General features: G+C 64.8%; 17 protein-coding genes. 8 read left to right on the forward strand and 9 right to left on the reverse strand.

The annotated features are described in order from the left end of the window. The first annotated feature begins 162 nt into the window (after window positions 1-162). Window positions 163-1,593, forward strand: coding sequence for a LysM peptidoglycan-binding domain-containing protein (locus ACQCSW_RS13490; RefSeq protein WP_426986631.1), 1,431 nt, complete (start codon window positions 163-165; stop codon window positions 1,591-1,593). 111 nt (window positions 1,594-1,704) lie between these two features. After that, window positions 1,705-3,786 carry a Stk1 family PASTA domain-containing Ser/Thr kinase gene (pknB, locus tag ACQCSW_RS13495; RefSeq protein ID WP_426986633.1) on the forward strand — a complete coding sequence of 694 codons (2,082 nt, stop codon included), beginning with the start codon at window positions 1,705-1,707 and terminating at the stop codon, window positions 3,784-3,786. 52 nt (window positions 3,787-3,838) lie between these two features. On the opposite strand, the gene ACQCSW_RS13500 is transcribed toward pknB, so the two are convergent. Then, complete coding sequence (locus tag ACQCSW_RS13500) at window positions 3,839-5,230, reverse strand: class II 3-deoxy-7-phosphoheptulonate synthase (protein WP_354251890.1); 1,392 nt, start codon at window positions 5,228-5,230, stop codon at window positions 3,839-3,841. A gap of 71 nt (window positions 5,231-5,301) precedes the next feature. Continuing rightward, window positions 5,302-6,081: a lysophospholipid acyltransferase family protein gene (locus ACQCSW_RS13505; protein WP_426986635.1), complete on the reverse strand. Its 780-nt coding sequence runs from the start codon at window positions 6,079-6,081 to the stop codon at window positions 5,302-5,304. 111 nt (window positions 6,082-6,192) lie between these two features. Here ACQCSW_RS13505 and ACQCSW_RS13510 point away from each other — a divergent pair, with 111 nt between their 5' ends. The 3 genes from ACQCSW_RS13510 to ACQCSW_RS13520 are packed head-to-tail and all read left to right on the forward strand — an operon-like array spanning window position 6,193 to window position 8,451. Next, complete coding sequence (locus tag ACQCSW_RS13510; protein ID WP_426986637.1) at window positions 6,193-7,014, forward strand: alpha/beta hydrolase; 822 nt, start codon at window positions 6,193-6,195, stop codon at window positions 7,012-7,014. After that, a complete protein-coding gene (locus ACQCSW_RS13515) occupies window positions 7,011-7,805 on the forward strand; it encodes an alpha/beta fold hydrolase (protein ID WP_354251887.1) in 795 nt (264 codons plus the stop codon). Before ACQCSW_RS13510 ends, ACQCSW_RS13515 begins: the two co-directional genes overlap by 4 nt. Continuing rightward, entirely contained in the window at window positions 7,798-8,451 is a 654-nt protein-coding gene (locus ACQCSW_RS13520; RefSeq protein WP_426986640.1) for a hypothetical protein, read from the forward strand. The genes ACQCSW_RS13515 and ACQCSW_RS13520 overlap by 8 nt, the downstream gene beginning before the upstream one ends. A gap of 10 nt (window positions 8,452-8,461) precedes the next feature. Here ACQCSW_RS13520 and ACQCSW_RS13525 read toward each other — a convergent pair whose 3' ends face one another. Further along, complete coding sequence (locus ACQCSW_RS13525) at window positions 8,462-9,553, reverse strand: ROK family glucokinase (RefSeq protein WP_426986642.1); 1,092 nt, start codon at window positions 9,551-9,553, stop codon at window positions 8,462-8,464. Window positions 9,554-9,732: 179 nt separating this feature from the next. On the opposite strand from ACQCSW_RS13525, the gene ACQCSW_RS13530 reads away from it, so the two are divergent. After that, window positions 9,733-11,550: an AMP-dependent synthetase/ligase gene (locus ACQCSW_RS13530; RefSeq protein WP_426986644.1), complete on the forward strand. Its 1,818-nt coding sequence runs from the start codon at window positions 9,733-9,735 to the stop codon at window positions 11,548-11,550. Between the two features lie 140 nt (window positions 11,551-11,690). Here ACQCSW_RS13530 and ACQCSW_RS13535 read toward each other — a convergent pair whose 3' ends face one another. Beyond that, window positions 11,691-15,086, reverse strand: a complete 3,396-nt coding sequence (locus tag ACQCSW_RS13535; RefSeq protein ID WP_426986646.1) for a pyruvate carboxylase — start codon at window positions 15,084-15,086, stop codon at window positions 11,691-11,693. A gap of 301 nt (window positions 15,087-15,387) precedes the next feature. On the opposite strand from ACQCSW_RS13535, the gene ACQCSW_RS13540 reads away from it, so the two are divergent. Next, the gene (locus ACQCSW_RS13540; protein WP_426986648.1) at window positions 15,388-16,209 is read left to right on the forward strand and encodes a ParA family protein; all 822 of its coding nucleotides are present in this window, start codon (window positions 15,388-15,390) and stop codon (window positions 16,207-16,209) included. 100 nt (window positions 16,210-16,309) lie between these two features. On the opposite strand, the gene ACQCSW_RS13545 is transcribed toward ACQCSW_RS13540, so the two are convergent. The 5 genes from ACQCSW_RS13545 to gcvH form a co-directional block, all read right to left on the reverse strand. Further along, on the reverse strand, window positions 16,310-16,906 hold the full coding sequence (locus tag ACQCSW_RS13545) for a MerR family transcriptional regulator (RefSeq protein WP_111906896.1): 597 nt from the start codon (window positions 16,904-16,906) through the stop codon (window positions 16,310-16,312). Window positions 16,907-17,144: 238 nt separating this feature from the next. Continuing rightward, the gene (locus ACQCSW_RS13550; RefSeq protein ID WP_056342311.1) at window positions 17,145-17,648 is read right to left on the reverse strand and encodes a bifunctional nuclease family protein; all 504 of its coding nucleotides are present in this window, start codon (window positions 17,646-17,648) and stop codon (window positions 17,145-17,147) included. Further along, entirely contained in the window at window positions 17,648-18,364 is a 717-nt protein-coding gene (locus ACQCSW_RS13555) for a MerR family transcriptional regulator (protein ID WP_426986651.1), read from the reverse strand. Before ACQCSW_RS13555 ends, ACQCSW_RS13550 begins: the two co-directional genes overlap by 1 nt. Before the next feature lie 23 nt (window positions 18,365-18,387). Continuing rightward, entirely contained in the window at window positions 18,388-18,864 is a 477-nt protein-coding gene (locus ACQCSW_RS13560; RefSeq protein ID WP_426986653.1) for an FHA domain-containing protein, read from the reverse strand. Between the two features lie 145 nt (window positions 18,865-19,009). Beyond that, window positions 19,010-19,393: a glycine cleavage system protein GcvH gene (gene gcvH / locus ACQCSW_RS13565; RefSeq protein WP_111906893.1), complete on the reverse strand. Its 384-nt coding sequence runs from the start codon at window positions 19,391-19,393 to the stop codon at window positions 19,010-19,012. 118 nt (window positions 19,394-19,511) lie between these two features. Between gcvH and ACQCSW_RS13570 the strand changes: the two genes are divergently transcribed. Continuing rightward, on the forward strand, window positions 19,512-20,129 hold the full coding sequence (locus ACQCSW_RS13570) for a hypothetical protein (protein ID WP_426986656.1): 618 nt from the start codon (window positions 19,512-19,514) through the stop codon (window positions 20,127-20,129). Window positions 20,130-20,131 lie beyond the last annotated feature (2 nt).

Consider the following 20,131-nt stretch of genomic DNA (forward strand, 5'->3'; position numbering starts at 1 on the left):
CAAAATTCTTTATGCCGCGTAGGGCGGAATTCTTGTGCTATGCAAAATTTCATGAGAGATTCACATAGATCACATTTGTAACAGCAATAACTTAAGTAACACTAGTATCAATAGTCACACAGCATCCCCCGCCCCCGGCAGTTGAAGAAGAGGATTCTTTCCATGACGACGTCCCGCTCGCCAAAGCAGCCCCCCAGGCAGAGCCTGTCCATGATTGCCGTCACCACAGCGGCGCTTCCTGCGGTTGTTTTGTCGTCGTTGGCCCTCGCCCAGCCTGCTGCCGCAGAGGCACCTGCCCGTGCAATCCCGGCAACCCTTGCCGCCGCGATGAAAGCCCAGGCGGCCGAAGCGAAGGCTGCCCTGATCCCGGCGGCCTCTGTCTCCACCACTATTCCGACTGCCTTCCAGCCCATGCAGCCGGCGGCGCCCGCGGAGTACACCATCGCCCGGGGCGACACGATCAGCGGAATTGCCGGCAAATTCGGACTCGAAACGTACGAAGTCCTCAAGCTCAATAACCTCCAGCCGAACACCATCATTTACCCCGGCCAGAAGATCAAGCTGTCGGGCAAGGGTTCCGCCTCCGCCCCAGCCCCGGCACCGGCGGCCCCCGCCGCGACCACTCCGGCCAATGCCGGAGGCACCTACACGGTAAAGGCCGGCGACACGCTCGGCGCCATCGCGGCCCGGCACAACGTCAGCCTGTCGGATGTTTTCAGCCGGAACGGCCTGAACATGCGCTCCATCATCTACCCGGGCCAGAAGATCAACGTCGGCGCGGGTACTCCCGCAGCCCCGGCCGCACCGGCTCCGGCCCTCCAGCCTTCTTCCGCTCCCGCTCCGCCGGCTCCTGCAGCTCCGGCTCCCGCTCCTGCAGCTCCGGCTCCCGCTCCCGCTCCCGCTCCCGGCGGGTCATACACGATCAAGGCCGGGGACACCCTGTCAGCGATCGCCTCCAGGCACGGTGTGAAGCTCTCGGACATCCTGGCCGCCAACCAGCTGAGCATGACTACTGTCATCTACCCGGGCAACAAGTTGGTTATTCCGGGCGCCTCCATTCAGCCTGCTTCCTCCACCCCGGCCGCCCCGGCAGCCCCGGCCGCACCGCTGGTACCGAGCACTTTCCTGGGCTTTACCTACCCCGCGGCCGTTGTGAGCTCTGCCAACGAGAACAAGGCCCTGCTGAACGCCTCTCCCGTCCCGTCCCGGGCCGAAATGCAGGCAATTGTGGCCGACACGGCCCGCCAAATGGGAGTAGACCCCTCACTGGCACTGGCCTTCGCGTACCAGGAGTCAGGCTTTAACCAGCGTGCGGTGTCACCGGCCAACGCGATCGGCACCATGCAGATCATCCCGTCCTCCGGGCAGTGGGCCTCAGACCTCGTAGGGCGGAAGCTGAACCTGCTGGACCCCTACGACAACGCAACGGCCGGCGTGGCGATCATTAAGCGGCTTATCGCCACCAGCAAGGACCAGGACACGGCAATTGCCGGGTACTACCAGGGCCAGTACTCGGTCAGCAAATACGGCATGTACGACGACACCAAGGTTTACGTAGCGGCCATCAAGGCGCACCAGCAGAACTTCGGCTAAGCCACCGCATCAATGTGCCCGGGCCTGCTGAAGCCAGCCCTGGGGATAACGTTAAGGGTCCGGACCGCACGTCGGTTCGGACCCTTTTCCATGCGGGATTAGGATCGTAGGGTGCAGGAACAAGTGTCAGACCGTCTCGTTGGAACGCTGGTGGACAACCGCTACGCCGTCCGCTCCAAACTCGCGCGCGGCGGCATGTCCACCGTATATCTGGCCACGGATCTCCGGCTTGAGCGCGATGTTGCCCTCAAAGTCCTCCATCCCCATCTCGCCACCGACGAGACGTTCCTGGACCGGCTGGGCCGCGAGGCAAAGGCCGCCGCGAAGCTGTCCCACACCCATGTGGTGGGCGTCCTGGACCAGGGTAACGACGGCCAGACGGCCTATCTGGTGATGGAACACATCAAGGGCCACACCCTACGGGATGTCATCAGATCCAAAGGTGCACTGCCTCCCCGTCTGGCCCTTGCCCTGATTGATCCGGTAGTGCAGGGCCTCGGCGCGGCCCACGCCGCGGGGCTGATCCACCGGGATGTGAAACCGGAGAACGTCCTTATCGCCGACGACGGCCGTATCAAGATCGGCGACTTCGGGCTGGCCCGCGCGGTAACGACGTCCACAAGTACCGGGACACTGATCGGTACCGTGGGTTACCTCTCCCCCGAGCTTGTGCTGGGAAAACAGGCTGACACCCGGAGTGATATCTATTCCGTGGGCATCATGCTCTATGAGATGTTGACCGGCCAGCAGCCGTACGACGGCGAGGTCCCCATCCAGGTCGCGTACAAGCACGTGAATGAAACGGTGGGTCCGCCGTCGGCCTTGGTGCCTGGCCTCGCCGCCGAGGTGGATGAACTCGTCCAGTGGTGCACCGCAAACGATCCCGAGAACCGCCCGGTGGACGGCAACGCCCTGCTGCAGGAACTACGCCACATCCGGACCAACCTCACGGACGCCGAACTGGACCTCATTGCGCCTGCCGCGGCCCCGGGCGGGCAGCAGAACCCTACCGAGATCATCGCCCGCACCAACAACCCAACAGCAGTGATGTCGTCCTTCTCCCGGCCGCAGCCACAGCACCCACCGCATGCCCTGTATCCGCCCGACGCCGACTACCGGCCCGGCGAACAGTACCGGCCGGAACTGCAGTACAGGCCGCAAACGCAGTACGGGCCCGATGATCAGGACGCGGCCCCGGCTGCGGTACCCCTCAGCAAACGCGCCCGGCGCAGGCTCGACAAGGAGGACGAGAAGGCTAGGTCCCGGGCTGCGGCGACCCCGGTCCGGAGCCTGCGGGAGGGCAACCCGCGGCGCCGCGGCGTCCTCTGGGTGGTGGTCCTGGTCGTCATCGCGTTGCTTGCCACGGGAGCCGGCTGGTTCTTCGGTATGGGACCCGGGTCGCCGGGCACCATCCCGGCGATCGCCAACAAGTCAGTGGCCCAGGCCCAGCAACTGCTGAGCGAGGCGGGGTTCCAGTCGCGTATGATCGATGTCTTCGACGACGACGTTCCCTCCGGACTCGTTGTCGGCTCCGAACCGACTGCCGGCACCGAGACCAGGAAGTTCCAGCCTGTGTCCCTGTTTGTTTCCAAGGGCCCGCAACTGTTTGAACTCCCGAAACTTACCGGCGGAACGCTGGATGACGCGAAAAACGCACTGAACAAGGCCGGGATGGCCCTGGGTACCGTCGCTGAACAGTTTGATGACGCCGTTGCAGTTGGCGTCGTGCTGGCCCAGGATCCGGCCGCCGCGACTCCCGCGCGCCACGGCACACCGGTGAATTTTCTGGTCTCCAAGGGGCCGCAGCCGATCCCCGTTCCGTCAGTCGTCGGACTGGAGGAAAACGCCGCCGTCGACGCCATAGAGGCGGCCGGCCTCAAGGCCGATGTCGCGAAGGACGAGGTCAACGATCCCAAAGTGCCCAAGGGGTCGGTTGCCGCGCAGTCGCCCGCGACCGGCACCCTGACCAAGGGCGGGACAGTGACGCTGACCATATCCGACGGCCCCAAGCTCGTGGACGTCCCCAGCTTCATCGGTAAACAAGCCAAGGAAGCCGAAGAAGCCCTGCGCGCGTTGGGCTTCGAGGTGCGGGTGAACAATATCCTCGGCGGCTTCTTCGGCACGGTACGGGATCAGGACCCGGTGAAGAAGAAAGTGCCTGAAGGCTCCGTCGTGACCCTCACGGTGGTGTAGCCGGCGGGCCGCCTGCCACACCACCGCGGAAGCTTGACTCCGGGCCAGGCGGTCAGTGCTTGGCCAGTGCCCCAGCCACCAGGAACGCCATTTCGAGGGACTGCATGTGGTTCAGGCGCGGATCGCAGACCGACTCGTACTTGTCGAGGAACGCTTCCTGGTCCACAGGGTCGGCACCACCCAGGCATTCGGCGACGTCGTCACCGGTCATCTCGACGTGAAGGCCACCGGGAACCGTGCCCAGGGCCTGGTGGACTTCGAAGAACCCACGCACTTCGTCAATGACGTCGTCGAAGTTGCGGGTCTTGTAGCCGTTGGGCGACGTGACCGTGTTGCCGTGCATCGGATCGGTGACCCAAAGAACCTTTGCGCCGGAGGCAGTCACCTTCTCCACGATGGCCGGAAGCTTCTCGCGGATATTGCCCGCGCCCATGCGCGTGATGAACGTCAGCCTGCCCGGCTCCCGCTCCGGGTCCAGTTTGTCGATGAGGCGCAGGGCGTCGTCGCCAGTTGTCGACGGGCCCAGCTTCACGCCAATGGGGTTCCGGACGCGTGAGAGGAAGTCAACGTGCGCGTGGTCAAGTTCGCGCGTACGCTCTCCGATCCACAAGAAATGCGCCGAGGTGTCATACGGGAAGCCGGTCCGCGAATCGATGCGGGTCAGTGCACGCTCGTAGTCCAGCAGCAGGGCCTCGTGGCTGGCGAAGAACTCCACCCGCTTGAGTGCCTCGAAATCAGCACCGCAGGACGCCATGAACTTGATGGCGCGGTCGATGTCACGGGCCAGCGATTCGTAGCGGGCGTGCGCCGGGTTTTCGGTGAAGCCCTTGTTCCAGTGGTGCACCAGGCGCAGGTCGGCAAACCCGCCCTGTGTAAAGGCCCTGATGAGGTTCAGCGTGGAGGCGGACGTGTGGTACGCCTTGAGCATCCGGGCGGCGTCATGGCCACGGGACTCGGGGTTGAACTCGTAGCCGTTGACGATGTCGCCGCGGTACGCCGGGAGGGTCACGCCGTCGCGGGTCTCGTCGTTGGAGGAGCGGGGCTTGGCAAACTGGCCGGCCATCCGGCCCATCTTGATGACTGGCATCGCTGCACCGTAGGTGAGCACCACTGCCATCTGGAGGATGGTCTTGACCCGGGCGCTGATCTTATCCGCCGTTGCGGCTTCAAAGGTCTCAGCACAGTCGCCACCCTGAAGCAGGAAAGCTTTGCCCTCCGCTGCAGCCGCCAGCCGTTCACGGAGAATGTCCACTTCGCCGGCGAAAACCAGCGGCGGGAGCACAGAAAGTTCCCCGACAGATGCGTCGAAAACGTCCTTGTCCTGCCAGCTGGGCTGCTGGGAAACGGGAAGGTCGCGCCAATCATCGAGGCCAGGATAATTGGCTGCTCCGCTCTGGGCGGTGCTGGACAGCGAAAAGGCAGGTTTTGCAGATAGCTCAGTCACTATCTAAGACTAATGTGCGCGGCTGGCTTCAGGACACCTGACCGTCACGCGTACCGAGAGCGGCGTCACAGTCAGCCTGCTGCCGGGTCCTTACCGTCGGTATCAGTGCCCTCAGCACCGCCGTCAGCATCGGCGCGTTTCGCTGCCGCGCCGTCGGGATCCGTGGCTGCTGCGCCGGTAAGGCGGAGCTTCACCACGGCAGCGTACTCGTCCACGTACTCCTGGCCGGAGAGCCGCATCAGCTCGAACATAATCTCGTCGGTGACCCTGCGCTGCACCAGCCGGTCCTCCGTCTGGTCTGCATACTGGCTGAAATCCAGCGGAGCACCGAAAATCATGCCGATCCGCCGGATATTCGGCATCCGTTTGCCGATGGGCTGAACTTTGTCCGTGCCAATCATTGCCACGGGAACCACGGGCACACCAGCTTGCAGGGCCAGCCTGGCGACGCCCACTTTCCCCCGGTACAGGCGTGCGTCGGGGCTGCGGGTCCCTTCAGGGTAGATGCCCAATAGTCCACCGCCGGTCAGGACATCCATGCCGGCGTTGAGCGATACAGCCGACGCCGCCCCGCCGGACCTGTCCATGGGCAGCTGGTTGGTGAGCCTGAAGAACATGGCCGTCAGCCTGCCTTTGATGCCTGTGCCGGTGAAGTACTCAGCCTTGGCCAGGAAGACAACCGGCCTGCGAACCATCAGCGGCATAAAGATGGAGTCGGAGAAAGACAGGTGGTTCGAGGCGATAATGGCCGCCCCTTGCGCCGGAACATTGTCCAGGCCCTTGACCCAGGGGCGGAAAAGAAGCCGCAGCACCGGCCCCAGGAAGATCCTCTTCATGACCCAATAGAACACGTGATGAACCTCTCCGGAAGCCGGCCGGCCGGCCCTTCGTCGGGCCGGGCGGGCACTTCAATGCAACCCTACTCTAGTGAGATTTGTCCCGAACAATGACACGATGGAGTCATGACAGAAAGCAGCATCGCGCCCCGGCCTGCCGCTTTCAGCTACCCCGGCCACGGACCCAATGCCACCACCGGGATTGCCATCTGCCATGGCTTCACCGGCAGCCCGCTCAGCGTCCTGCCCTGGGCAGAGCACCTCACCGCCCAGGGATTCGCGGTGTCGGTGCCGCTCCTGCCCGGCCACGGCACGGATTGGCGGCAGCTCGCGCGCTCAAACTGGCGTGACTGGTACGGGACTTTTGAATCGGCGTACCTGGAGCTGAACGCCCGGACGGAGCAGTGTTTTGTGGCCGGCCTCTCGATGGGCGGCGCCATCGCGCTGCTGACGGCCGCCAGGCATCCCGTGGCTGGCGTCTCTTTGGTCAATCCCGGCCTCAGCTTCTATGACCGCCGAGTGCGTGTCATCGGAGTGCTCAAGTATTTCCAGCGCACTACGTTGCCCATCCAGGAGGAACAGACCACGGCGGGAGCCACCAGTGACGGCGACTACTCGCGGACTCCGTTGGCAGCCGTACACGAGCTCAAGAAGCTTTTCGGCACAGCCACCCGCGGGCTGCACCAGGTCACCGCCCCGGTGCAGGTGTTCAAGTCCCAGTCGGACGTCGTGGTGCCGGCCACCTCACTCCTGACGTTGCGGCAGCGTTTGGGCCCACGGCTGGTGGAAGTAGTGGACCTACACAACAGCGGTCATGTGGCCACGCTGGATGTTGATGCGCCCGAGATTTTTGCCCGTTCCAGCGCATTCTTCCTTACCCATACACCCAGCACCGCACCGTCAACCCGAACCGCGGCCACACCACACACCACCTCGGAGACTTCATGACCGGCCTACCGGACCACAGCCCTTTCAGCAGTCCCGTCAACGGCGACGGACCCCGGATCGGGGTGGTCCTCGCACACGGGTTCACGGGCAGTCCGCACGGGCTGCGCGCGTGGGCCCAGTCGCTCGCCGACGCCGGCTTCGCCGTACGCATGCCGCTGCTGCCCGGGCACGGCACCAGCTGGCAGGACCTTGCGCGCACGCGCTGGTCGCAGTGGCACGGCGCCCTGGACGACGCATACCTGGACCTGGACTCCCGCTGCGATCACGTCTTCGTCGCCGGGCTGAGCATGGGCGGTGCCCTGGCCCTGAGAATTGCCGCTACCCGGCCCGTAGCCGGGGTGATCGTGGTGAACCCCGGACTGGTGATTGATGATCCCCGCGCTCCCTTGGCCGGCATCCTGAAACTGGTCCTGAAGAGCACCCCGGCCATTGCCAACGACATCCTCAAACCCGGGATGGACGAGGGCGCCTACCCGCGAACGCCCGTAGCTGCGGCCCATGAGCTGAACAAGATGTTCAAGGACACCATCCGGTTGCTCCCCCGCATCACCGCGCCTGTACGGGTCTTCCGATCCACCGTGGACCATGTGGTCTCAGACACGAGTGTGGCAGCGCTGCGCCGCGGCCTGACGAACGCGCCGCTGACCCTGACCACCCTGGAGAACAGCTACCACGTGGCAACGCTTGATAACGACGCCGAGGAGATCTTCCGAGGGTCCGCCGACTTCATCCGGGCGGTGGTTGCCGGCACGGCAGCAGCCCAGGTTCAGGAGGGCACCGTCCATGAATAGGCCCGACTCGGGCTCACCGGACCAGGGCGCAAACCAGGACGATGCTGTATGGCTGGACCTTGTAGCCCGGCTCGAAGAGAAGCCCGGAGCCCATACCGGCACGGACCCGGCCAGTGCCATCACCCCCGGTGCGAACGCCCCGGGCCCTGATGCCACGGGCAGTAACCCGCAAGGTCCTGGCGTCAAAACTCCTGATCCAGCGGGCCCGGACGCAGTGGCCGGGTCCGGCAGGTCCGCGACGTTCCGCGACTTTGATCCGCTGGGTCTGGCGGGAACAGCCCCCACCGAACTGTCCGCAGCCGAACGGCAGGCGGCGACGCCGGGCGCCGGCGACGGCGGGAAGGGCGACGGCGGGCAGGTCGACGCCGCCGACTTGGGCCCGCGTGACTATGCTGTGGAGGGCGACGCCGGGGACTTCGTTCCCGAAGAACCGCCAAGCCTTGCCGGGACGGATCCCCTGACCATGCTTGCCTGGCTCGGCGCAATTGGTGCGCCCCTTGCCTTGCTTCTGGCCGTCATGTTCTGGCGGTCAGCGCCGCTGCTGGCGATAGTGGGCATGGTGGCAGCGTTCATCCTTGCCGTGGTTTACCTGATCATGAAGCTGCCCCAGGAAAAAGACGAGAACGACGACGGCGCCCGCGTCTGAGGAGCGTCCGTCACCGCATGCGGCTGCTGACGCGGGACAGATCAGCCGCCCCGATGAGCCCCGCGTTTGGTCCGAGCGCCGCCAGCTCGATGCCGGCCGCCGGACGGAAGCCACGGCCGGTAAGGTTCCGGGCGAACGCTTTACGAGCCGGCTCCACCAGCAGGTCCCCTGCAGAACAAAGTCCCCCGCCGATCACGAACAGCCCCGGATCCAAAGATGCCGCCAGGTTCGCCAATCCCAGGCCCAGCCATTCACCCACTTCATCCAGGAGTTCGCGGCAGGCCGCGTCACCGGCGAGTGCCAGATCAGTGACAATCGCCCCGGTGATCTGCTCCGCATCACCGCCGACGGTGGCCAGCAGCTCCTGGGCAACCGGCGAATTGGCGCGCGCCAGAATCCTCGCTTCCCGGCCCAGGGCGTTGCCCGAGGCGTACTGCTCCCAGCAACCCCGGTTGCCGCACTCACAACGCTGCCCGCCGGGCATGATGATCTGGTGGCCGAATTCGCCGGCTACACCAAACCGGCCGCGCTCCACCCGTCCGTCCATCACCATGGCACCGCCGATACCGGTACCGAGGGTGATGCACACCAGCCTGTCCTCGCCCTGCCCCGCACCAAAGCGCCATTCCGCCCAGGCCGCGGCGTCGGCGTCGTTCGTCAGCAGCACAGGCCGGCGCAGCAGTCGCTGCAGGTTTGCCCGCAACGGCTCGTTGCGCCAGGCGAGGTGAGGACTGAAAAGCACGGTTCCGCCGTCCAGATCCATCCAACCGGCCGCACCGATGCCTACTGACCAAACCCTGTGGCCGGCTCCGAGTTCGTCCACGAGCTCTACGATGACCTGCTCTACCGAACGCGGGTCGCTGCCGGGGGTGTTCCGCCGGGCCTCGCTCAGGATCCTTCCGTCGGCGTCCACCACGCCGGCGGCGACCTTTGTGCCGCCGATATCGATGCCGATTGCCAGCCCCTTGCGCCCGAGTCGCAGGTGCTCGCGGAACGATTCCACTTGCCTGGGCCGGGCCCTCAAGGCCAGCGGCCGCCGCCGCCGCCAAGGGGCTGGACGTCGGAGCGGAGCGGCGGGCTCACCGGGGGGCGTTACGTACATAGTGCTTCATTCTAGGGCGCGCCGGTCGGGCAGCGCCGGAGGCCGGGCCCAGGGCCTCCGCACTCCTCTTTGACTCATATGTTACTGGCCAGTAGGTTTGTTTCTGCACGGCCAAGTTACAGGCGTATTAGTCTTTAGGCATACCCCTGTGCGGGTCTATGGATATCAAAGGAGCTATAGTGCGCGAATTCAGTGTTCCGCCCCTGGTTGTTGTCCCACCGGAAACCAACATCACCGATCTTGTGCTTCGGCAGGCAGCCAAGCCCAGCAACCCGGCGCTCTTCTCGCGGCTGGACTCCGCAGGCGCCTGGCGGGACGTCTCCGCCACAGACTTCCTGGCGGACGTCTCAGCCCTTGCGAAGGGCCTGATGGCCAGCGGCGTGGGAGCCGGCGACCGGGTGGGCATCATGTCCCGCACACGCTATGAGTGGGCGCTCATCGACTTCGCCATCTGGTTCGCCGGCGCCGTCTCAGTGCCCATCTACGAGACCTCATCGCCGTCGCAGGTTGCCTGGAACCTCGGTGACTCCGGGGCGGTGGCCGCCTTCGGCGAGGCCGCCCACCACGAGGACATCATCCGGCAGGCTGCCACCTCGGAAGGCCTCACCGCCCTCCAGCATGTCTGGCAGCTCGAAGGCGGCGGACTGGACGCCGTCCGTGAGGCCGGACGGGACGTCAGCGACGCCGACCTTGAGGCCCGCCGCTCATCGGCACGGCTCAGTGACGTTGCCACCGTCATCTACACCTCCGGCACCACGGGCCGGCCCAAGGGCTGCGAACTGACCCACGGCAACTTCGTTGAGCTGTCCGACAACGCCCTGGCCCTGCTTGGCGGCGTCGTCAACGAGCAGTCCAAAACCATCATGTTCCTGCCTTTGGCCCACGTCTTTGCACGGTTCATTTCGGTGTTGGCCGTGGCCGCCGGGGCCACTGTGGCGCACACCCCCGACATCAAAAACCTACTGGCTGACCTGCAGAGCTATCAGCCCACGTTCATCCTGGCCGTCCCGCGCGTCTTCGAAAAGGTGTACAACTCGGCCCTGACAAAGGCAGAGGACGGCGGCAAGGGTGCGATCTTCCACAAGGCCACGGAGACCGCCATCGCGTTCTCCAAAGCCCGGCAGGCCGGGCACGTTGGCCTGGGGCTGAAACTCAAGCACACGGTGTTCGACAAACTCGTCTACGGAAAGCTGCGCGCTGCCATGGGCGGCAACGTGGCCCATGCTGTGTCCGGCGGCGGCCCGCTCGGCGAACGGCTGGGCCACTTCTTCCAGGGCATCGGGCTGCAGATCCTTGAAGGGTATGGCCTCACGGAGACAACCGCCCCGATTTCCGTCAACACGCCTGCCCTGATCAAGATCGGTTCCGTAGGCAAGCCCCTGCCGGGCAACTCCGTCAAGATCGCCGAAGACGGCGAGATCCTTGCCAAGGGCGTCTGCGTCATGCGCGGCTACTACAAGCGCGATGACCTGATGGCGGAAACATTTGCCGATGACTGGTTCCGCACCGGCGACATCGGACGGCTCGACGACAACGGCTTCCTGTGGATCACCGGTCGCAAGAAGGAAATCATTGTCACGGCCGGCGGCAAGAACGTGGTTCCGGCCCTGCTGGAGGACCAAATCCGGGCGGATGCGCTGGTCTCCCAGGTCCTGGTGGTGGGCGACAACCGGCCGTTCATCGGCGCACTGGTGACCCTGGACCCAGAAGCCCTGCCTGGCTGGCTCCAGCGCCACGGATTGCCGGCCACCACCACGATCGACGAAGCCGTCGAGAACCCGGTGGTCAAGGCCGCCGTGCAGGACCTCATCACGCAGGCCAACGCCTCCGTGTCGCAGGCGGAGGCCATCAAGTCATTCCGGATCGTCGCTTCGGACTTCACGGAAGCGTCCGGCCACCTGACGCCGTCCATGAAGGTGAAGCGGGCCCAGGTGATGAAGGACTTCGAGACAGTCATCGAAGAAATGTACTCCGCCAAGCGGTCCACCCTCGCCTAAGGCCCCCGGCTCAAGCAACGCGGGGTCAGATACGGCCCAATCGGAGCCTCCGGATGGGCCGTATCTGACCCCGCGTTGCTTTAAAATGAAGGGCTCCTCCAGCCATAGCCGGAGGAGCCCTTCTTGGGTTCGGAGAGTTCCTACTCGACGACGAGGAGGAGGTCCCCGCCCTGGACCTGCTCCACCGCTGAAATGGCGAGCCGCGAGACTTTGCCTGCCACCGGCGTCGTAATGGAGGCTTCCATCTTCATCGCTTCGATGGTGGCCACCGTGTCACCGGGGTTGACCGTGTCGCCGGCCGTGACGGTCACGGTGACGGCGCCGGCGAACGGCGCGGCAACGTGGCCCGCCTGGGCCGGGTCTGCCTTCTCGGCGGCCTTGACGTTGCTCACCACGGAGCGGTCACGGACCACAACCGGGCGGGACTGGCCGTTCAGGGTGCACATCACCGTGCGCATGCCCTTTTCATCGGGTTCGGAGACGGCTTCCAGCGAGGCGATCAGCCGGACACCCTTCTCCAGCTGGATCTCGTGCTCGGCGCCGCGCTGAAGGCCGTAAAGGTAATCGCGGGTGTCGAGGACGGAAATGTTGCCGTACGTCTCCACGCTCTTGAGGTAGTCCTTGGTGGGGCCCTCGAAGAGCAGGCGGTTCAGCGTGCTCTGGCGGGTCTTGGAATCACCCTGGAGCGCGGCGCTGTCCTCGGGGCTGAGTTCAACGTCGCGGACCTTGATGCTGCGGCCCTGGAGTGCTTTGGTGCGGAAGGGTTCCGGCCATCCTCCGGGCGGGTCGCCGAGTTCACCGGACAGGAAACCGATAACGGAGTCGGGGATGTCGTAGTTCTGCGGGTTTTCGTTGAAGTCCGACGGATCTGCGTTGAGACCCACGAGGTGCAGGGCGAGGTCGCCCACCACCTTGGACGACGGCGTGACCTTCACCAGGCGGCCCAGGATGCGGTCCGCCGCGGTGTACATGTCCTCGATCGCCTCGAAACGCTCCCCCAGACCCAGCGCCATGGCCTGCTGGCGCAGGTTGGACAGCTGCCCACCCGGGATTTCGTGCTGGTAAACACGGCCGGTGGGGCCTGGAAGGCCTGACTCGAACGGCGCATAGACGCGGCGCACTGCTTCCCAGTACGGCTCAAGGGAGCTGACCGCGTCAAGGCTCAAGCCGGTGTCCCGAGGGGTGTGCGCCAGCGCCGCCACAAGGGCGGAGGCGGACGGCTGGCTGGTGGTCCCGGCCAGCGACGCGGATGCAACGTCAACGGCGTCCACGCCGGCGTCAACTGCCGCCAGCAGGGTGGCAAGCTGGCCACCTGCCGTGTCATGCGTGTGGAGGTGGACCGGGAGGTCAAAGCGTTCGCGCAGTGCAGCCACCAGCTTGGCGGCCGCTGCCGGGCGGAGCAGCCCCGCCATGTCCTTGATGGCCAGGATGTGGGCGCCGGCGTCCACAATCCGCTGTGCCAGTTCCAGGTAGTAGTCCAGCGTGTAGAGCTTCTCGTCCGGGTTCAGCATGTCGCCGGTGTAGCACAGGGCTACTTCGGCTACAGCTGTGCCGGTGTCCCGGACGGCGCGGATGGCGGGGGCCATCTGGTTCACGTCGTTCAGGGCATCGAAGATGCGGAAAATGTCGATACCGGTGGCGGCGGCCTCGTTGACGAAAGCCACCGTCACCTCTTCAGGGTACGGCGTGTAGCCCACCGTGTTCCGGCCGCGCAGCAGCATCTGCAGGCAGACATTGGGCAGCGCCTTCCGCAGGGCGGCCAGGCGGTCCCAGGGGTCTTCGCCGAGGAAGCGCAATGCCACATCGTAGGTGGCGCCGCCCCAGGCCTCAACGGACAGGAGTTCCGGCAGGAGGGCTGTGACCGCTGGACCGGCGGCCACGAGGTCGCGGGTGCGCACGCGGGTGGCCAGCAGGGACTGGTGGGCGTCGCGGAAGGTGGTGTCGGTGACGGCCACGGCGGTCTGCTCACGCAGGGCCTTGGCGAAGCCTTCGGGGCCAAGCTCCAGGAGTCGCTGGCGCGATCCCGGTGCTGCCTGCTGATCCGCAACGGCGGGGAGTTTGGCGGCCGGATCCGAGTGCACTTTCAGCTCGCCGTTGGGCTTGTTGACTGTGACCTCGGCCAGCCAGGTCAGGAGCTTGGTGCCGCGGTCGGCGGAGACCCGGGCCTTCAGCAACTGGGGACGCTCGTCAATGAAATTCGTGGCGACGTTGCCGGCAATAAAGTCGGCATCGTCGAGCACGGCCTGGAGGAAGGAAATGTTGGTGGATACACCACGGATGCGGAACTCCGCGAGGGCCCGGCGTGCGCGGGCCACGGCGGCCGGGTAATCGCGGCCGCGGCAGCTCAGCTTCACCAGCAAGGAGTCGAAATGCGGGCTGATTTCGGCACCCGAGTACACGGTGCCGCCGTCGAGCCTTACACCGGCGCCGCCGGCGGAGCGGTAGCCGGTTATCTTCCCGACATCCGGCCGGAACCCGTTGGCCGGATCCTCAGTGGTGATGCGGCACTGCAGCGCTGCGCCCTTGAGCTGGACCGTCTCCTGGGAAAGCCCGAGGTCCGCCAGGGTCTCGCCGGAAGCGATCCGAAGCTGTGCCTGCACCAGGTCAACGTCCGTCACTTCCTCAGTGACGGTGTGTTCGACCTGGATGCGGGGGTTCATTTCGATGAAGACGTGCTGTCCGGCGCGTTCGCCGACGGTGTCCACCAGGAACTCTACAGTTCCGGCGTTGACGTAGTTCAGGGCCTTGGCGAACTTCACCGCGTCACGGTAAAGGGCCTGGCGGATGCCTTCGTCCAGGTTGGGCGCGGGAGCGATCTCAATGACCTTCTGGTGACGGCGCTGGATGGAGCAGTCACGTTCGAAGAGGTGGATGACGTTACCCTCGGCGTCGGCCAGGATCTGCACCTCGATGTGGCGCGGGCGCAGCACTGCCTGCTCCAGGAACATGGTGGGGTCACCGAATGCCGCATCGGCTTCGCGCATGGCGGCCTGCAACGCCTCGGGAAGGGCTTCCCTTGTGTCGACGCGGCGCATGCCACGTCCGCCGCCGCCGGCGACGGCCTTGGCGAAGATGGGAAAACCGATCTCGTCGGCGGCAGCGATCAGCTCATCCATGTCCTTCGAGGGTTCGCTCGATTTCAGGACCGGAACACCGGCCTTATGGGCAGCCTTCAGCGCTGCAACTTTGTTGCCGGCCAGCTCAAGCACCTCAGCCGGCGGGCCAACAAAGGTGATGCCCGCTTCCTGTGCTGCGCGGGCCAGGTCCGGGTTTTCCGAAAGGAAGCCGTAGCCGGGGTAGATGGCGTCGGCGCCGGACTCCTTGGCGACGCGGACCACTTCGGCAACATCCAGGTAGGCCCGGACGGGATGCCCCACTTCGCCGATCAGATATGCCTCATCGGCCTTCTGGCGGTGGATCGAGTTTCGGTCCTCATTGGGGAAGACAGCAACGGTCTTGGCGCCCAGCTCGTAGCTGGCACGGAAGGCCCTGATCGCGATTTCGCCGCGGTTGGCCACCAGAATCTTGGAAAACATAATTCTCCTGCATCATTGCGGGTGTATCGGTAAGTGGTCACAGTGTCTAAGACCCGCGCTTAGAATTACAAATCATTGTGGCCACAGTCACAGAAACTTCCGTCATGTCCCGCGTGCATCGACGGAGGCTGGCAGAACCGGCCACCCATACCATCGCCGTGCCATGCCGCGTTCCCATAAGGCGGGATTCACCGGCGCAGCCACATATGATGAGTAAGGCGGCTCGAGCCGCCAGCTTCGGCAGTGCCGGAGCAAACATTACCCCCAACACGGCAGCCGGCGTTAGGTATTGGTCTCACAAGTGCAAGTAGTCAGCATCAGCAGCCTCAAGGGCGGAGTCGGCAAGACGTCCGTCACCACAGGATTGGCGTCTGCGGCGCTTGCCGCGGGCATCCCCACACTGGTGGTGGACCTTGATCCCCATGCGGACGCGACCACTGCCCTCGGGGTCCAGGCCGGCGACCAGCTGGACATCGGCAGGATGCTCAAGAGCCCCCGCCGCGCCAAACTGGCGGACAATGTCGCGGGCAGCTCCTGGACGGCACGGGCGCATACGAACGGATCCGGACCGGCCGTACTGGACGTCGCTGTGGGCTCGGCGTATACCGGCATCTACGACCGCCCCGACCTTGGCCGTCGGGATCTCCGCAGGCTTTCCGCGGTCCTGGCCGGCGCCGACCGCTACGAGCTGGTCCTCATTGACTGCCCACCGTCGCTGAACGGGCTGACCCGGATGGCCTGGTCCGCGAGTGACAAGGTGGCCCTGGTGGCCGAGCCGGGACTTTTCTCGGTGGCGGGAACGGAACGGACCATGCGCGCCATCCAGCTGTTCAAGCAGGAATTCGCGCCCAACCTGTCCCCCGCAGGCATTGTGGCCAACCGCGTGCGCACGGGCTCATCCGAGCACACCTACCGGCTCGCGGAAATGGAATCGATGTTCGGTGACCTCCTGCTAAGCCCGCGCATTCCTGAACAGGCGAACTGGCAGCAGATCCAGGGCGCGGCACACCCGGTGCACCACTGGCCCGGCGAATCCGCCAAATCATCCGCTGCACTGTTCGACGCCCTCCTGGTCAACCTCCTGGAGACCGGAAGCGGCCTGCGCAACCGCACCCAGCGGTAATCCCTTGGCTGCAGCGCCCCGCTGCAGCCAAGGGGTTCCGCGGACAACAAAAAGAGGCCACCCCCGCTGCCGGAGGTGGCCTCTTCTGCTTGGTGCCGTGTCAGCCGATCTTGCGGGCAGCGCGCCGCTTGCTCAGCTCGTCGTCGGGAAAGGACTGTTCGGCGGCGTGTTCGCTCGGCAGGGATGCCAGGCTGCCCTCGACTTCGCGCCAGACCCTGCCCACGGCGATGCCAAAAACGCCTTGGCCGCCCTGGACAAGATCGATGACCTCGTCAGCGGAGGTGCATTCGTAGACGCTCGCGCCGTCGCTCATGAGCGTGATCTGTGCCAGATCCTCCACGCCGCGTTCGCGCAGGTGTTCCACCGCCGTGCGGATCTGCTGCAGGGAAACGCCGGTGTCCAGAAGCCGCTTTACTACCTTAAGGACGAGAATGTCCCGGAAGCCGTAGAGTCGCTGCGAGCCCGAGCCTGCGGCGCCGCGGACGGCGGGCTCAACCAGCCCGGTGCGTGCCCAGTAGTCCAGTTGGCGGTACGTGATGCCGGCCGCCTTGCAGGCCGTTGGGCCGCGGTAACCGGCGTCCTCGTCCAGGACGGGAAGGTCTTCGGTAAACAGGAGACCCTGGGCACCGCTCGCGGGCACAGCCACGCCAGCCGTTGTGGGCTGCTTCAGCCCGCCTGCTTCGCCTTTGGGACTCACCTGGATCCTCCTTGTCATAAGCTCCCGGGGACCACTGCTTCAGCCGGTGCACGCATGAAGTTCATGCATGTAATTTCGCGGGGGTTGTACTTTTACAGTGTGACTTGCGCGGCTGCTGTAAGCAATGGGAGCTTGATACCTTCGACGTTAGGCCCGCTGCGCCTCAAGGTCAAAGATCTAGGCCGCTTAGTGCAGGCGTGTCGGAACTTTCAGGCTCAACTTTAACCTTAACGTGACCTCAGCCATCGAAATCTTCAGGCTCCACATCGTCCAGGAACTCACGGAAGCGCCGCAGTTCGCGCTCCTCGTCCACGGTGGGGCCCGGGTCAGTGTCCTCGCCCTCGTCATGCTCGGTAATGCGGACTCCGGCTTCGTCCATCACGGAGTCCGCGCACCAGATGCGGCATTTGGCCCGCAACGCGATCGCGAGGGCGTCCGATGCGCGTGAGCTGACGGTGGTGCCGTTCTCGAACTGGAGCTGGCCATAAAAGATGTTGTCCTCAACGGCCACAATGTTGACGCTGACAACCGAATGGCCCAGGGACTCCACCACATCAACCAGGAGGTCGTGGGTCATCGGGCGCGGAGGCACTACCCCTTGCTGGGCCAGTGCGATGGCACTTGCCTCTGGAGTCCCGATCCAGATGGGCACGTGACGTTCGCCGTGGATCTCGCGCAGCAGGACGAGCGGCTGGTTGGACGGCAGTTCGATGCGAACGCCTACGATCTCCACTTCGATCATCAGATGTCCATACGTGAGATACGGTCCTGAACCAGTGCCCGGTGCAGGACCAGGCAGAGGTCGCTGATTTCGCGGGCCGCTTCCGCAGCCCGCGCCTGTGAGGCGGAATCGCGCCGGGACGCGAGCGACGCTACTGCCCGCTCCACGAGCCCGAATTCACGTTCCGCGGCGGCCTGGAACGGACGCAGGTGGCGCGGTTCAAGGCCGTGGCTCTCCAGTTGCACGCAGGCACGGGCCACCTGGAGGGCGTGCTCGTCAAACTTGCCGTTGCTGTGGCTGATTAGCCCGAAGCTCAGCAGGGATTGGAGCAACGGAATGCTGGCGCCGGATTGAGTCCGCAGCTGTTCCTCGCTGAACTTCCGTCCGTGGTTCTGAAGCTCCACGGCCAGTTCATCCGAAACGATCCGCGGCGAAACCACGACGCCGGGCGGCAGGTTCTCCGGCCGTTCTCCCCTGTCGATCGCATCAAGGTAGTCCTTGATGACTTTGAGTGGAAGGTACTGGTCCCGCTGCAGTGCCAGCACGAAACGGAGACGTTCGACGTCACCATCCGAGTACTGCCGGTATCCGGCCGGAGTACGGCGCGGATTAATCAGTCCTTTTTCTTCCAGGAACCTGATTTTCGACGCGGTCATACCCGGAAAGTCGCCGCTGAGCTGCGCGAGGACTTCCCCGATGTTCAGAACTTGGGGCCCCCGGCGTTCCGGTTGTGTCATTGCCACAGGCAAATGTCCCGGGATCAGGCGCGGCCTGCTGCGCGGGCAGGGCTCAAGTAGAAGGTGAGTCGGAACTTGCCGATCTGGACTTCGTTCCCGGACCTTAGCTCAACGCTGTCCACGCGGTCGTGGTTAACGTAGGTGCCGTTGAGGCTGCCTGTATCCACCACTTCAAAGCTCCGCACAGTGCGGCGGAATTCGACGTGGCGCCGCGATACGGTGACGTCATCAAGGAAGATGTCGGCGTCAGGATGACGGCCGGCCGTGGTGATGTCCGTGTCAAGCAGGAAGCGGGCGCCCGCGTTCGGGCCGCTGTGGGCGACCAGGAGCGCGGAACCGGCCGGCAGCGCCTCCACGGATGAATGCTCGTCCGTGGACAGCTTGGGGGCGATAGTGGGCTCGTCGGAGACGGGGGTGAGATGGATCGAGGTGGTCTCAGAAGCCCTGGCCGCACCTGTGCCGTACTCGCCTTCGGCAGGGTCCTGTTCGTGGCCAACCATGGATTCCTCCTCTTTCGCTGCAGCTCTAACGCCTGCAATCAACATTTGCCCTAACGGATTCGCCTCGCGGATCCGTTGCCGGGCCCCGATCCGGCCACTGACGTGCGAAGACGCCCGTTGGCCCGACCGGATGAACCCGTTAGCTTCAGCCTACCTGCTGTTCGTACTCGGATGCACTGAGCAAGGATTCCACCGCGTCTGCTTCGGCAAGCCGGATCTCGATCAGCCAGCCATCACCGTACGGATCGGAGTTGATCAAGGCCGAATCGGTATCGAGGGATTCGTTGCGTGAGACGACTTCACCGCTGACCGGAGCATAGATATCGCTGACGCTCTTGGTGGATTCGACCTCGCCCACGACTTCGTTCGCGGTGACTTTGGTGCCGGCTTCCGGCAGTTGGGCGTAGACAACATCTCCGAGTGCGTCCTGCGCGAAGTCGGTGATACCCACCCGGACCACGCCGTCGTTGGGGGCGGATACCCACTCATGCTCTGCGGTGTAGGACAGATCTTCGGGAATGTTGCTCATCAGGGGCCTTTCATCGGGTCAATCACCAATGTCAACGGGGCCAAGTAAACAAGCCGCCGCTGAAAGTATAGGCACAACTCAACGGGCGTTCGAGGAGGATTCTGACATGATGGGACGCATGCGAACACACCCACAGGAAACGCCCGGGAAAAAGGCAAACTGGGCGGCGCGGATCATCCTCGGTGCGGTGGCGTTGGTGGTCCTCAGCATCGCTTACTTTGACTTTGCGGCCATCCTCCCGGTCTGGTGGGCGAATGTTATCCGCAACCAGGTCCAGGGCAATCTTGGGGCCGGCATCCTGGTGGGGATGTTCTACGGGTTCGTTTTCACGTTCATCCCCCTCCTGGTGGCCTGGCAGGCAATGCGCAAAGCCGTGATTTGGCCTTGGAAGCTCGTCATCCTTGTTGCCGCTGTGGCCCTCGCCTCCCCCAACCTGCTGACCGCCGGAATCATGTTCGGCAGCTCGCAGGCCGCCCACAACGGCCAGCGGATCCTTGGCACCGAGGCCACGTGGTTCCTGTTGTGGACGCAGATCTCAGCCATCGCCGCCGCTGTCATCTTTGTGGTTGGCGTGGTCCTGTGGAGGATCTGGCGGCAGCGCGGCAGGAAGATGAAAGCGCTCAAGAAGGTTGATGCCGAGCGCTCCATGGCTGCCAAGGCGGCCAAAGACCAGGCGGCCAGCTCACCTGTTCCTGAGGCGCCGGCCGCAACCGACAGCCAGGCTGACCGCAGGTAAAG

This window comes from Pseudarthrobacter sp. Y6 (assembly GCF_050156205.1).
Lineage (GTDB): Bacteria > Actinomycetota > Actinomycetes > Actinomycetales > Micrococcaceae > Arthrobacter.

Excerpts from the sequence above, each read along its gene's own strand:
- ACQCSW_RS13490 (WP_426986631.1), top strand. The coding sequence starts at position 163 with ATGACGACGTCCCGCTCGCCAAAGCAGCCCCCCAGGCAGAGCCTGTCC.
- ACQCSW_RS13510 (WP_426986637.1), top strand. The coding sequence starts at position 6,193 with ATGACAGAAAGCAGCATCGCGCCCCGGCCTGCCGCTTTCAGCTACCCC.
- ACQCSW_RS13515 (WP_354251887.1), top strand. The coding sequence starts at position 7,011 with ATGACCGGCCTACCGGACCACAGCCCTTTCAGCAGTCCCGTCAACGGC.
- ACQCSW_RS13520 (WP_426986640.1), top strand. The coding sequence starts at position 7,798 with ATGAATAGGCCCGACTCGGGCTCACCGGACCAGGGCGCAAACCAGGAC.
- ACQCSW_RS13525 (WP_426986642.1), bottom strand. The coding sequence starts at position 9,553 with ATGTACGTAACGCCCCCCGGTGAGCCCGCCGCTCCGCTCCGACGTCCA.
- ACQCSW_RS13535 (WP_426986646.1), bottom strand. The coding sequence starts at position 15,086 with ATGTTTTCCAAGATTCTGGTGGCCAACCGCGGCGAAATCGCGATCAGG.
- ACQCSW_RS13550 (WP_056342311.1), bottom strand. The coding sequence starts at position 17,648 with ATGATCGAAGTGGAGATCGTAGGCGTTCGCATCGAACTGCCGTCCAAC.
- ACQCSW_RS13555 (WP_426986651.1), bottom strand. The coding sequence starts at position 18,364 with ATGACACAACCGGAACGCCGGGGGCCCCAAGTTCTGAACATCGGGGAA.
- ACQCSW_RS13560 (WP_426986653.1), bottom strand. The coding sequence starts at position 18,864 with ATGGTTGGCCACGAACAGGACCCTGCCGAAGGCGAGTACGGCACAGGT.
- gcvH (WP_111906893.1), bottom strand. The coding sequence starts at position 19,393 with ATGAGCAACATTCCCGAAGATCTGTCCTACACCGCAGAGCATGAGTGG.
- ACQCSW_RS13570 (WP_426986656.1), top strand. The coding sequence starts at position 19,512 with ATGCGAACACACCCACAGGAAACGCCCGGGAAAAAGGCAAACTGGGCG.